The 12,838-nt window shown below is 67.7% G+C and carries 12 protein-coding genes; 2 read left to right on the top strand and 10 right to left on the bottom strand.

Annotated elements, in window-relative coordinates:
- Nucleotides 1-133: 133 nt before the first annotated feature.
- The 3 genes from MUN76_RS01850 to MUN76_RS01840 all read right to left on the bottom strand — a co-directional run bounded on the left by MUN76_RS01850 (nucleotide 134) and on the right by MUN76_RS01840 (nucleotide 4,900).
- Nucleotides 134-3,796 (bottom strand): chromosome segregation SMC family protein, encoded by a 3,663-nt coding sequence (locus MUN76_RS01850; RefSeq protein WP_244686638.1) that lies wholly within the window; start codon nucleotides 3,794-3,796, stop codon nucleotides 134-136.
- Nucleotides 3,797-3,943: 147 nt separating this feature from the next.
- Nucleotides 3,944-4,573, bottom strand: coding sequence for a maleylpyruvate isomerase family mycothiol-dependent enzyme (locus tag MUN76_RS01845; protein ID WP_244686637.1), 630 nt, complete (start codon nucleotides 4,571-4,573; stop codon nucleotides 3,944-3,946).
- 69 nt (nucleotides 4,574-4,642) lie between these two features.
- Complete coding sequence (locus tag MUN76_RS01840; RefSeq protein ID WP_244686636.1) at nucleotides 4,643-4,900, bottom strand: hypothetical protein; 258 nt, start codon at nucleotides 4,898-4,900, stop codon at nucleotides 4,643-4,645.
- A 25-nt stretch (nucleotides 4,901-4,925) separates the two neighbouring features.
- Here MUN76_RS01840 and MUN76_RS01835 point away from each other — a divergent pair, with 25 nt between their 5' ends.
- Nucleotides 4,926-5,462: a CGNR zinc finger domain-containing protein gene (locus MUN76_RS01835; RefSeq protein WP_244686634.1), complete on the top strand. Its 537-nt coding sequence runs from the start codon at nucleotides 4,926-4,928 to the stop codon at nucleotides 5,460-5,462.
- Nucleotides 5,463-5,548: 86 nt separating this feature from the next.
- On the opposite strand, the gene MUN76_RS01830 is transcribed toward MUN76_RS01835, so the two are convergent.
- Together MUN76_RS01830 and nhaA are read right to left on the bottom strand one after the other, a co-directional pair.
- On the bottom strand, nucleotides 5,549-7,144 hold the full coding sequence (locus MUN76_RS01830) for an isocitrate lyase (protein WP_244686633.1): 1,596 nt from the start codon (nucleotides 7,142-7,144) through the stop codon (nucleotides 5,549-5,551).
- Between the two features lie 463 nt (nucleotides 7,145-7,607).
- On the bottom strand, nucleotides 7,608-8,927 hold the full coding sequence (gene nhaA / locus MUN76_RS01825; protein WP_244686631.1) for a Na+/H+ antiporter NhaA: 1,320 nt from the start codon (nucleotides 8,925-8,927) through the stop codon (nucleotides 7,608-7,610).
- Between the two features lie 206 nt (nucleotides 8,928-9,133).
- Here nhaA and MUN76_RS01820 point away from each other — a divergent pair, with 206 nt between their 5' ends.
- A complete protein-coding gene (locus MUN76_RS01820) occupies nucleotides 9,134-9,616 on the top strand; it encodes a hypothetical protein (protein WP_244686630.1) in 483 nt (160 codons plus the stop codon).
- Between the two features lie 147 nt (nucleotides 9,617-9,763).
- Here the strand turns inward: MUN76_RS01820 and mutM are convergent, their stop codons facing one another.
- From mutM to coaD, 5 genes are all read right to left on the bottom strand, one after another.
- Entirely contained in the window at nucleotides 9,764-10,744 is a 981-nt protein-coding gene (gene mutM / locus MUN76_RS01815; protein ID WP_244686628.1) for a bifunctional DNA-formamidopyrimidine glycosylase/DNA-(apurinic or apyrimidinic site) lyase, read from the bottom strand.
- 1 nt (nucleotide 10,745) lies between these two features.
- Nucleotides 10,746-11,474: a ribonuclease III gene (gene rnc / locus MUN76_RS01810; RefSeq protein WP_429953004.1), complete on the bottom strand. Its 729-nt coding sequence runs from the start codon at nucleotides 11,472-11,474 to the stop codon at nucleotides 10,746-10,748.
- A gap of 72 nt (nucleotides 11,475-11,546) precedes the next feature.
- Nucleotides 11,547-11,750, bottom strand: a complete 204-nt coding sequence (gene rpmF, locus MUN76_RS01805; RefSeq protein WP_017793916.1) for a 50S ribosomal protein L32 — start codon at nucleotides 11,748-11,750, stop codon at nucleotides 11,547-11,549.
- A gap of 13 nt (nucleotides 11,751-11,763) precedes the next feature.
- The gene (locus MUN76_RS01800) at nucleotides 11,764-12,342 is read right to left on the bottom strand and encodes a YceD family protein (RefSeq protein WP_244686626.1); all 579 of its coding nucleotides are present in this window, start codon (nucleotides 12,340-12,342) and stop codon (nucleotides 11,764-11,766) included.
- Nucleotides 12,342-12,836: a pantetheine-phosphate adenylyltransferase gene (coaD, locus tag MUN76_RS01795; protein WP_244686624.1), complete on the bottom strand. Its 495-nt coding sequence runs from the start codon at nucleotides 12,834-12,836 to the stop codon at nucleotides 12,342-12,344. The genes MUN76_RS01800 and coaD overlap by 1 nt, the downstream gene beginning before the upstream one ends.
- Nucleotides 12,837-12,838 lie beyond the last annotated feature (2 nt).

Genomic DNA, 12,838 nt, shown 5'->3' with positions numbered 1-12,838 from the left:
CGTCGAGGCGCTGGGACCGAGCATAGTGGGGCTGGGCACCCCAGCCGCGCCGCTGTGGACATGCGAAATAAACTTGTTAGGAAACCGAGTCCTATTCCATGCCTGATCCACAATATTGCTTGAAGATCGCCTGCTATTCGTCGTCGCGCGTGATGCGCTGCCCGACCACCGCGGAGATGCCGTCCTGCCGCATCGAGACCCCGTACAGCGCGTCGGCGATCTCCATGGTGCGCTTTTGATGGGTGATGATGATGAGCTGGGAGTTCTCGCGCAGGCGCTCGAACACCTGCAGTAATCGGCCCAGGTTGGCATCGTCGAGGGCCGCCTCGACCTCGTCGACGATGTAGAACGGGCTCGGCCGCGCCTGGAAGATCGCGATGAGCCACGCGACCGCGGCGAGAGACCGTTCGCCGCCGGAGAGGAGCGAGAGGCGCTCGACCTTCTTCCCGGCCGGCCGCACCGCCATCTCGATCCCGGTGGTGAGCAGATCGTCGGGATCGGAGAGGGCCACCTCGCCGGATCCGCCCGGGAAGAGAATCGGGAAGACCTCGGCGAACGCGGCCTTGGTGTCCTCGAACGCGGCGGCGAAGATGCCCTGCATCTTCTGGTCGAGCTCCTCGATGATAGAGAGCAGATCGGCCCGGGTCTTCGTGAGATCCGCGAGCTGCTCCGTCAGGAAGAGGTGCCGCTGCTCGAGTGCGGCGAACTCCTCGAGCGCGAGCGGGTTGATCCGCCCGAGCTCCCCCAGTCGCTTCTCGGCTCGTGCGAGACGGCGCTCCTGCTCCGCCCGGACGAACGGGATCGTCGATGCCTCGCGTCGCGAGCGCTCCGCGGACGCCGCCCGAAGTTCCGCGGCGAGTTCTGCCTCGAGTGCGGTCGCCGGAGTTTCGAGTTCGGCGTCGCCCGCGTCAGGCGGAGGTCCGGCGTCTGATCCGGCCCCCGAACTCGATTCCGGTGCCGACTCCGCGGCGGCCACGGGGATCGGCTGCTCCGGCCCGTACTCCGCGATGAGCACGTCCTCCACCAGACCCAGCTCATTGCCCGACCGTTCGAGGAGCGACGAGAGTTGGAGCTTGCGCTCGTAGCTCTTGAGCTCCGCGCCGTGCACCAGCTCCGTCAACCCGTGCAGGCGCTGCCGCACCTCGGATTCCTCGGAGCGCAGGAGCGTGAGCTCCTGGCTGTGGCGGGCGCGCTCCTGCTCGGCGCGCTGCTGAGCGAGGCGGGCCTCCCCCAGGGAGCGATCGCAAGCGTCGAGGATCGCGGGCAGCAGCTGGGCCACCCGTTCGGCCTGCGCGACCTGCCGAGCGCGCAGCACGGAGCGACGGGCCGACTCCTCGGCTGCGCGACGCTCGGCCTCGAACTGCTCCGTCAGTGTCCGCTCGTGCGAGGCACCGGCGCGAGCGCGTTCACGCGCCGTCTCGAGCGCGAGTCGGAGCTCCACCTCCTGGGTGCGCGCCTGCTCCAGCTCGGCGAACAGGCGCTCGCGCTCGCTCGCGTCGAGCATCGGGCGGGGCGACGCCTCCGCCTCGGCCAGCGCCTGTGCGGCCGTCTCGGCATCGCGCGCGGCACCGGTCGCGCTCTCCGCCACGCCGGTGAGGGTCTGCCGCGCCCGCTCGGCCTCGGCGCGCGCGGACTCCGCCCGGGCCGACAGCCGGTGACGCTCCTTCGCCACTTCGGCGAGCTGCGCGTCGGCGGCGCGCAGATCCGCGTACGCCTGCTGCGCGTCCATTTTCGCGCGCTGCGCGACCGATCTGAGTTCGGCGAGCTCCGCCTCGGCCTCCTCCGCCTCCCGCGCCACGATGTCGTGCCGGTCCCGGGCCTGCTCGAGATCGGCGGTCAGCTCGATGCGAGACGGGGCGAGACCGGAGCCGCCGCTCACCGTGTGCGGCGTCAGCACGTCGCCGCGGCTCGTCACCACCGTGAAGGAGCCGGAGGGCCAGCTGACGCGGAGCTCCGCGGCCGCCCGCAGCGCGGCATCGAGATCCTCCGCGATGTAGCACCCCGTAAGCAGACCGAGCACCCCCTCGGGCGCCGCTTCGATCACGTCGACAGCGCGAGTCGCGTCCGCGATCGTCGGGGCCGGATCCGCTGGCTCCGAGGCGGCCACGACCGTGCGCACCCGACCGAGATCCTGTGCGTGCGCGGTCTCGACGGAGCCTCGGGCCGCGTCAGCGGTGTCCGCCAGAAGCGCCTCGGCGAAGGCCCCGAGCGCCGCGCCGACCGCCGCCTCGTGTCCATCCCGAACCCGGACCGCATCCGACACCCGTCCGCGAATGCCGCGCGGGGCCTCGGCGAGCACGGCGGCCGACGCATCGCGCTGATCGAGCGATCGGGTGAGCGCGCTGACGCGCGCGGCCAGGCCGGCCCGCTCCTGCTCGAGGGTGTGCAACCGTTCCCGCGTCTCGTCACGCCGTTGCTCAGCTACGGACTGGGCCTCTTGCGCGGCACGGTAGTGGTCGTCGAGGCCGACCTCCGGAGTCTCCCCCGTCTCGGCCTGGTCGGAGAACGCCGCGAGTTCGCGTTCGGCTTCGTCGGCGCGTGCGACGGCCTGCTCCACGGCCTGCTCGCGGCGCGAGATCTCCTGCGCCAATGTTGCCCGCTTCTGCTCGGCAGCCTCCGCCTGGCCGCGGAGTTGCGACAGTCGCAGGTCGTGGCGGGAGACGAGCGCGCTCTGTGCGGCAATGTGCTCGTCGGTCGCGTCGAGGGCCTGTTGCGCCTGGCGCGTGACGAGACCGGCCCGCTGCCACCCGGCCTCGACCTCGGGGATCAGCGCCTCGAGCCGACGGGCCTCATCCGCGGCCTCCTGGACCGTTCCGTGGCTGGTCCGGTGCATCTGCTCGGGCGCCTCGGCCTGGGTGGCCAGGAAGGTGAGGCGCTGCTGCGTCTGCGAGAACAGTCCGCGGAGTTTGGCCTGCACGGCCTCGAGGCCGAGCGTGACGCGACGGGCGGCGTCGAGCTCGTCCCCCTGTTGCTCCTGTTCGAGGCGCTGGATCCTGAGCTGCTTCTGCTCCACCTGCTCCTGCAGCACGATCCGCTCGGAGTGCCGTTCGGATTCGTCGCGAGCGAGCTCGTCGAGCTCTGCGCGGAGGCGTGCCACGTCGTCGGCGAGCAGACGGGCTTTGGCGTCCCGCACCTCCGCCGCGATCCCCTGTGCCGCGCGCGCGACCTCGGCCTGGCGTCCCAGCGGCTTCAGCTGGCGTCGGATCTCGCCCGCGAGATCGTTGAGGCGGGTGAGATTGGTCTCCATCGCATCGAGCTTGCGGAGGGTGCGCTCCTTACGGCGACGGTGCTTCAGGATTCCGGCGGCCTCTTCGATGAACCCGCGGCGATCCTCGGGTGTGGCGCGGAGCACCGCGTCCAGCTGCCCCTGCCCGACGATCACGTGCATCTCACGGCCGAGGCCGGAGTCGCTGAGCAGCTCCTGCACGTCGAGCAGTCGGCAGCCCTCGCCGTTGATCGCGTACTCGCTGGATCCGTTGCGGAAGAGCGTGCGGCTGATCGTGACCTCGGAGTATTCGATGGGGAGCGCACCGTCCGCGTTATCGATGGTGAGGCGCACCTCCGCGCGGCCGAGCGGTCCCCGCGTCGAGGTGCCGGCGAAGATGACGTCCTCCATCTTGCCGCCGCGCAGCGTCTTCGCGCCCTGTTCGCCCATCACCCAGGCCAGAGCATCAACGACGTTGGACTTGCCGGAGCCGTTCGGCCCGACGATGGCGGTCACCCCCGGTTCGAACTGGAAGGTGGTCGGCTGCGCGAAGGACTTGAATCCTCGGAGCGTGAGGCTCTTGAGATGCACGCAGCCTCCTCCTCTCCGCCGATTGCCAGGCTGATTGCGCGGCCGATTGCCGATCGACCATCGTCAGCGTACCCGACGCCGTGTCGCGCGCCCGGCTGACCCGCCGCGGCGCCGACCCCGCCGCGGCGTCCTCGCAGGTGACCGCGATCAGCTCAGGCGTTCCCGCAAACCATCGACGCCCGGTCCACGCAGTCGATCGAGCCCACTGCGCCGGCCCGCCATGGCGAGCACAAGATCGACCAGCGGACCGGAGACGATCGGGCCGTCGCCGGTCGTGAACGCATCGTCGTCGGCTTCCAGGCGGAGCCCGCGCACCATGCGATGGCTGTTGACGGCGAAGTCCTTGGCGGCGTAGAACCGCGCCACCTCACGCACGGCTGCGGGATCCGGCACGAGGGTCCGCCCGAGGGGACGAGCCATGTCCTGGCCGTGGACGATGACCTCACCGAGGAACGCGGGGAGGTCCTTCGTGGGCGCGATCGTCAGGGGCACCGACGCCCGGAAGCGATCTCGGGTGGCCTCGGGCGTCGGGCCGAGACGACGCGCCAGCAGCCGATCGTTATGGACGTCCGCGTTGAATCGCGCACGCACGATACTCCGGATCCACGCCCAGGTCCCGGTGTTCGCCGCTGCGGTGAGGTGCGCGGTGACCTGCTCGACCGTCCACACGCTGCACTCTGACATGGTCGACCAGTCAGCGGGTTCGAGGCTCTCGAGCAGATCCAGCACCCGGCCTCGTTCGGTGTGGATGTGGGTCCAGAGTTCGGTCGGGATCACGGCGGGTTCCTTCAGCTCGTCGGGTGGCGCCGGTCTCGCATCGGAGCCGGTCGGCGCTCTGCAGCGAGCCTACTCGGACAGGTACGACGCGTGCCCGAGTTCACGGCTCAGCGCGGACGGCGGGAGCGCATCGGGGCGTTCGACATCCACCCGCATCGTGCCGCAGATCCCGCACCGCACGTAGCGGACCACACCCTCCGACGTCGGGTGTCGCGATTCGAGTTGCCAGCCGTGCTCGTGGCGGACGGGTGCGCGGGTGGCGGACGGGCGCTCGGGCGATGGAGTCTGTGCGGTGTGGGATCGGGTGTCGGTCTCTGGAGCGTTCATGCTCTCAGCATGATGTAATGGCCTTATGCATCTCAACCCTTACGGTGAGTACGCCGTGCTGCTGGCCGCGTCACTCGCCAACGATCCTCCGAAGAACCGGGAAGATATCGTCGACCGGACGCGCGAGTACGGCATGACCATGACCTTCTCCGAAGGTCCCGACGACCCGAGCGGGGTGCGACAGGTGCTCCAAGAGTGGCTACGGGTCGTCGACGCCGAGGATCCGCACGCGCGTGCACTGATCCTGAACGAGCAGATGGAAGCGGCGACCGCGATCCCGCGCTTGACGGACCACGACGGCGAGGGATGGCACCTGCACTACCGCGACGACACTCGCACGACGCTGCCCCGCGTGCTCGCCGCCGTGATCAGTGTCGGCACCGCGCTCCACCTCACGACCCGCGGCATGCACCGACTGCGCCGCTGCGCCGCGGGTGACCCCTGCACCGCGGTGGTCGTCGACGTCACCCGCAACGGCCGACAACGCTACTGCTCGGTGCGCTGCGCAAACCGTGCGGCAGTGCGCCGCCATCGCGCTCGCGCGGCACTCGACGCATCGTGACATCGCACGGACAGCGGTCTTCTTCCGCACGAAAACACGAAACGGGGGCCCGGCCGAAGCCGAACCCCCGCAGGTGATCCCGAGCGCTAGTTGAACTGGTTCATCGTGTTGTCCTTGCCGCCGGCCTTGAGCGCGGCGTCGCCGGCGAAGTACTCCTTGTGGTTGTCGCCGATGTCGCTGCCCGCCATGTTCTGGTGCTTGACGGTGGCGATACCCTCGCGGATCTCGCGGCGCTGCACGTCCCGCACGTAGGCCAGCATGCCCTCGTCGCCGAAGTAACCCTTGGCGAGGTTGTCGGTCGAGAGTGCGGCCGTGTGGTAGGTCGGCAGCGTGATGAGGTGGTGGAAGATCCCGGCCCGGGCCGAGCCGTCGCGCTGGAACGTGCGGATCTTCTCATCGGCGAGCTGCGCCAGTTCGGTGCCGTCGTAGTCCACGCTCATGAGGTTGTCGCGCTGGTACGCCGACACGTCGGCGCCCTGCTCGACGAGCTGATCGTAGGCCTGCTGACGGAAGCTCAGGGTCCAATTGAAGGAGGGGCTGTTGTTGTAGACGAGCTTCGCGTTCGGGATCACCTCGCGGATCCGATCGACCATGCCCGCGATCTGCTCGACGTGCGGCTTCTCGGTCTCGATCCAGAGCAGATCGGCGCCGTGCTGCAGCGAAGTGATGCTGTCGAGCACGCAGCGGTCCTCACCGGTTCCGGGGCGGAACTGGTACAGGTTGCTGGCGAGCCGCTTGGGGCGCACGAGCTTGCCGTCGCGCTTGATGATGACGTCGCCGTCGCCGAGGTCGGCCTCGGAGATCTCCTCGACGTCGAGGAAGGAGTTGTACTGGTCGCCCAGATCGCCCGGGGTGTGGCTCACCGCGAGCTTCTGGGTGAGGCCCGCGCCCAGCGAGTCGGTGCGCGAGACGATGATGCCGTTGTCGATCCCGAGCTCGAGGAACGCGTAGCGGATCGCGTTGATCTTGGCGATGAAGTCCTCGTGGGGCACCGTTACCTTGCCGTCCTGGTGACCGCACTGCTTCTCGTCGGAGACTTGGTTCTCGACCTGCAGCGCACAGGCGCCGGCCTCGATCATCTTCTTCGCGAGCAGGTAGGTCGCCTCGGGGTTGCCGAAGCCGGCATCGATGTCGGCGATGATCGGCACGACGTGCGTCTCGTAGTTGTCGATCTGCGACTGGACGAACTCGACCGCGGTCTCGTCTCCGGCGAGGCGCGCCTCGTCGAGCTGCGTGAAGAGCAGGTCGAGCTCGCGTGCGTCGGCCTGGCGCAGGAACGTGTAGAGCTCTTCGATCAGGGCCGGCACCGAGGTCTTCTCGTGCATCGACTGATCGGGCAGCGGGCCGAACTCCGAGCGCAGCGCGGCGACCATCCAGCCCGAGAGGTAGAGGTAGCGCTTGTTCGTGGTCTTCAGGTGCTTCTTGATCGAGATCAGCTTCTGCTGTCCGATGAACCCGTGCCAGACGCCGAGCGACTGGGTGTAGACGGACGAGTCGGCGTCGTACTCCTCCATGTCGCGTCGCATGATGTCGGCCGTGTACTGGGCGATCTCGAGACCGGTCTTGAAGCGGTTCTGGGCGCGCATGCGGGCGACGTGCTCGGGGTTGATCCGGTCCCAGCTGGAGCCGTGCTCGGCCTTCAGCGCCTCCACGGCATCGATGTCGTCACGGTACGCGGTCATGGTGTCTCCTCCGGTGTGATGGTGGGACCGCCTCCGGTGGCGGCCTCACTGGGCTACTTCTCACTCTGCACCCCCATGTGACATCAATCCGGCCATTTCAGGGGTGAAGAACGCGCGTATTTCTGCACCCTGGAAGAATCGGAAAATGAATGAGTCGAAGCGCAGCCGTTGCGGTGTCGTTGCGGACCCGTATGGATTCGGTGATGCACCGTGCGGGCCGAGGTGGACAACGGGTTCGTGATGCTGCAGGTCGCGGCAATCGCGGCGGAGACGTCACGCTTACAGGATCATCCGACGGAAGTCCCTCCGGAATGCCTGAGATCTCCGGAGGGATTGACCGGCGAAACCTCTCGGCGAGGCGGCATTCGTCAGTCGTCGTGATGTTGCGTTCGAGGCGGTCGGCCTCGAACGGGAGCAGAGCCCGAGTGCTCAGACACGTCGTCGGGTGCCGCCGTCGATGGTGTCACCTCTGCTGATAGATATCAGGGATGTCGTCCCCGTCGGCGTCCACGGACTCCTCAACCGCGATCTGCTTGTAGCGGCGGTTGCGGGTCGCGAGCACGATCGAGGCAAGCGTCGCTGCGATCACCGACGCGACCATGATGGCGATCTTCGCGTCGTCGTTGTGCTGCGGTTCCGTCGTGAAACTGAGCTCCGCAATCAACAGCGAAACGGTGAATCCGATGCCGGCGAGAAGCCCGACTCCGACGAGATCAACCCATTTCAGTGCCGGATCGAGCCGGATCTTCGTGATGAGCGTCAGAAGCCACACACCGAGGAGAATACCGAGGGGTTTGCCGATGACGAGCCCTGCGACCACTCCGATCGTCACGGGATCCGACACTGCGCGCAGGAGCCCCTCGCCACCGCCGACGGACACCCCGGCCGCGAAGAAGGCAAAGACGGGAACCGCGAAACCGGACGAGAGAGGCCGGAACCGGTGCTCGAAGATCTCGGCGAGATCGGGCGCGCCCAATGCCGAGTTCCGCTTGGACGGACGCACTGGGATGGTGAAGGCCAGTGCGACACCGGCGATGGTGGCGTGAATGCCCGACGCGTGCAGGAACGCCCACGCAGCGAATCCGATCGGCAGGAGGATGATCCAGGGCGCGAACGCGTGACGCACGAACGCTCGCCGGAAGCGTTGAGCGATGAACCCGTAGAGCACGATGATCGCGATGGCGACCCCCAGCGGCACCAGTTGGATGTCGCTCGTGTAGAACATCGCGATGATCGCGATGGCGATGAGGTCATCGACGACGGCGAGCGTCAGCAGAAAGATCCGCAGCGGACCGGGGAGGTGCGATCCGACCAGCGCGAGCACGGCGACCGCAAACGCGATGTCCGTTGCCGCCGGGATTGCCCACCCCGCGAGCAGCGACGGCTGGGACCATACGACGGCGACGTAGATGAGCGCGGGTACCGCAACACCCGCGGCGGCGGCGGTGATCGGGACGATCGCGGTGTTGAACGATCGAAGGCTTCCAGAGACGACCTCTCGTTTGAGCTCGAGACCGACGAGGAAGAAGAAGATGGCGAGGAGGCCGTCAGCTGCCCAGGCACCCAGGCTCAGCTCGAGATGCCACGGCTCGTATCCGACAGTGAAGTCTCGCAATGCGAAGTACGACTCCGAGAGTGGCGAATTCGCCCACACGAGTGCCACGACTGCGGCGATGACCAGCAGCATGCCACCGACGGCTTCCTTGCGCAGCAGCGTCGTGACTCGGCCGACTTCTGCGTATCCTGGCCATCTGGGCGTGCGGAGGAATGAGTTGTCTGACATGGTCTCCCCGGGGTCGACTGACGTGAACTGTCGACCAGACTTCCCGACGCACCGTGATTCATTGTATCTGGATTCGCCCGCTTCCACTGGCCCTTGCGCGACGAGCGATCCGTGTGTGTACCATGGGTGCGCTGCAGACGATCGCAGCGCTGGGTGTGCCGGGAAGACTGGTCGGCGAAGGAACACCCGACCCGAAATGGAACCCGATGAAGACCAGCTACCCCGAGTGCGGCGACCCCGTGCTGCAGCCGCGCGACTCGTCCAGTGATCTCGAGAGTCCTACTGGATTGCTCTGGGGAATCGATCTGTCCCGATGCACCTCCAAGCAACTCGGCAAGGCATGCCTGCAGGAGTCCGAGGCGGAGCTGCGAGGGTGCCTCGATCAGTTCACCTCCGTGAAGAAGGTCGTCGTGGCATTTCGACTCCCCGAACAGCGGAACGTGTTCGCCGACCTGAAGGTGCCGGAACGACGTGCGGTCAAGCTCCACAACGACCTCGAGCGGGAACGTTCTCGCGACGTGCCGTTTGTGTACCTGGACATCACGGGTTGTCAGGACCTCAACCTTCTCCGTCGGCGAATCGACGAGGTGATGCACCTCCCCGCGAGTACGTGGTCGACGATCTTGCTCGACTGGCACGATGCCGAGCTTCAGCCGATCCACGAGGTCATGGCAGAGCAGGTGCTCTAGCAGTGCACCCGACGCGGTCCCTGTCGTCCCGGCGCGCAGCCTGACCGTTCAGCAATCACACGAGGAGCGAGTGAGCACGGATCGCTCCGTTCAGAAGCGGAGGCGACCAACAACCCTAGCAAGCCGTTTTGGACGGGGTCTAGCCTCTCAGCGCTTGCGCTGGCACCGCGGGCAGAAATGCGATCCTCGACCTCCAAAGGCGATCCGCTTGATCGAGCCCCCGCAGCGCGGGCACGGCTCCCCCGTGCGACCGTACGCGTTGAGCGAGTGCGCGAAGTACCCAGCCTGCCCGTTGACGTTCACGTACTGAGCATCGAAGCTCGTACCGCCCTCCGCGAGCGCCTTGCCGAAGACCGCACGCAGCTCGGCGAGCAGCGCCCGCGCGCCGCGCACACTGACCGATCGGCCGAGGGTCTCCGGGTGGATCCGCGCCCGCCACAGCGCCTCGTCGGCGTAGATGTTGCCGACGCCGCTCACGAGCGTCTGGTCGAGCAGCGCGCGCTTCACACCAGAATTGCGACGACGCAGCGCAACAACGAACGCGGCATCGTCGAATCGCGGGTCGAGCGGATCACGGGCGATGTGTCCGGCCTGCGCCGGGAGCGCGGCCGGCTCACCGTCGTCGTCGATCAGGGTGTCCAGGGCGAGCGAGCCGAACAGCCGCTGGTCCGCGAAGTCGAGTCGCAGCTCGCCGTGTTCGGCGTGCTCGATCCAGAGCCGGATCCGGACGAAACGATCGTCGGGCGCATCCGGCGCGCGCAGCAGCATCTGCCCGCTCATGCCGAGGTGCACGAGCAGTGCGCGGGCGGGCGCCGCAACGGCACCGAGCTCGGGGCTCGGCGCGTCAGCTGCGACCGCGTCGGCGACCGGCACCCAGAGGAACTTGCCCCTGCGGCGCGGAGCCTGCAGCACGAGCGACTGCGCACGGCGCTCGAAGTCGGCGGCCCGCCGCAACTGCTCACCGGCGTCGAGCGTGACCCCGTGGCCGCCGTCCGCTGCGGAGCCGCCGATCGGGACGTGCCGTTTCAGCGCACGCGCGTCGCGCACCTCCACCCCGGCGATCTGCGCGCCCGTGACGGCGGGCGCGAGGCCCGCCCGGACCACCTCGACCTCGGGAAGTTCGGGCACGTCAGTGAGCGGTCGACTGCAGTCGGGTCACCGCGTCCTGCGCGGCGGCGAGCTCGGCCGTCTTTTTACTCTTGCCGACGCCGCGCCCCGTCACCCCGGCGAGTTCCACACGTGAGGTGTACCGGCGATCATGATCCGGACCGCTGCCGGTGGTCACGTACTGCGGGTGCGGCAGCGATCGATTCGAGGCCTCCTGCTGCAGCGACGTCTTGGGGTCGAGCGCGTTCAATGCGTCCATGAACCGCTCGGGGTCCGACAGCAGCGGCGCGATGAGGTCGAGCACGAACCGGGTGGCGATCGCGGCGTCGGTCGAGAGGAAAACCGCACCGATGACCGCTTCAACGGTGTCGGCGAGGATCGAGTCCTTTTCGCGTCCACCCGTGAGTTCTTCCCCGCGGCCCAGGCGAACAGACTCCCCGAGGCCGAGGCCGCGAGCGATCTCCGCCAGTGCCACCGTCGAGACGAGGGCGGCCCGGCGCTTCGCGAGCTCCCCCTCGCTGAGTGAGGGAAAGTCGCGGTACAGCTGCACCGTCACGGCTTGCCCGAGGATCGAGTCGCCGAGGAACTCGAGTCGCTCGTTGTGCGGGGCTCCGCCGTGCTCGTACGCCCAGGAGCGATGCGTGAGCGCCAGAGCGAGCAGCTCCGGATCCACCACGACCCCGAACGGGTCAAGAAAACCGCCGAGCTCCCCGTGTGGGGATCCCGGCGGCATCTCAGTCTGTGAAGTCATATGCGACTCACCGTGCGATCGAGGCATCGTGTCGGCTGCAGCAGCAGCGTCTCACGACGCGGTTCCGCAGGCTCAGGCGTCGGCGACCTTGCGGCCCTTGTACTCGAGGAACAGGGGGGTGCCCTGCGAGTCCTCGACCACACGAGCGCGGTGCGGGAGGCTGTAGACAGTCTTCCCGTTCTCAACGGTCTTGACGAGCGTGGGGACCGAGGCCTTCCACGCCGAACGGCGGTGACGGGTGTTCGAGCGCGACATCTTCCGCTTGGGAACAGCCATGATGTTCTCTTTCCTAGTTGCGTGTCGATCCGGACGTGCCGTCCGAATCAGGTTCATCTTCAGCTTCAAAGCCAGCCAGCGCTGCCCAGCGCGGATCAATCTCCGCCTCGGGCACCGCTGCAGCCTCGGTCTCGCGCAGCTCACCGGACTCGGGATCGAGTCCCGGGCAGTCCGGGCGACACACAGGCTGAAACGGCAGTGCAAGCACTACCGCGTCTCGGAGCGGAGGTTCAAGATCCACGTGATCACCGTGAACCCCATACTCGTCGGCCTCCGTAGGAGTATACGCGAAAAGCTCTTGAAACTCGACTTGAAACGGCGTGGTGAAATTTTTGAGGCACCGCCCGCACTCCGCAGCCATGGTCGTCTCGACCTGCGCGGAGACGAGGATCCCCTCGTGCACGGACTCGAGACGCAGATCGAGGGTCATGTCGACGCCGGCGGGCACCTCCGCGAGTGCCTCGCCCAGTTTCTCGGGCACCTCGAAGGTGCGCGAGCGCTCCCGCATCTCACCGGGCCGGTTCAGAATGTCCCGGATGTTCTCCTCGTAGCGGCGACGGGCTGAGGCCGCGACCGGGCTGACCCCGGACATCAGGCGGGCCTCGCGGCGTTGAGGAACCGAGCCACGGCCGGCGGCACGTATGGGCTGACGTCGCCGCCGAGCGAGGCGACCTGGCGGACCAGCGTGCTCGAGACGTGCGCGTGTCCGGGATCCGGAAGCATGAAGATCGTCTCGACCCCGGCGAGGCTGCGGTTCATGAGCACCATCGGGGTCTCGTACGCGACGTCGATCTGCGAGCGGATGCCCTTCACGAGCACCGTGGCGCCGACCTCCGTGCAGTAGTCGACGAGCAGCCCCATCGACCACGACGCGACGATGATGTTGGAGGGCGCGTCGGGATCCTCATCGAGGGACTTCTGAATCAGGTTCACGCGCTCCGTGATCGGGAGCATCGCGTCCTTGCCGGGGTTGTGCACGACGAGCACGTGCACCTGGTCGAAGAGGGCCGCGGCGCGACGAATGACGTCGAGGTGCCCCCGGGTGACCGGGTCGAAGGATCCGGGTACTACGGCGATCTTGGTCATGC

The organism is Leucobacter rhizosphaerae, from assembly GCF_022919175.1.
In the GTDB taxonomy this organism is placed as follows: Bacteria; Actinomycetota; Actinomycetes; order Actinomycetales; family Microbacteriaceae; genus Leucobacter; species Leucobacter rhizosphaerae.
This window is presented reverse-complemented; position numbering and strand designations above follow the sequence as displayed.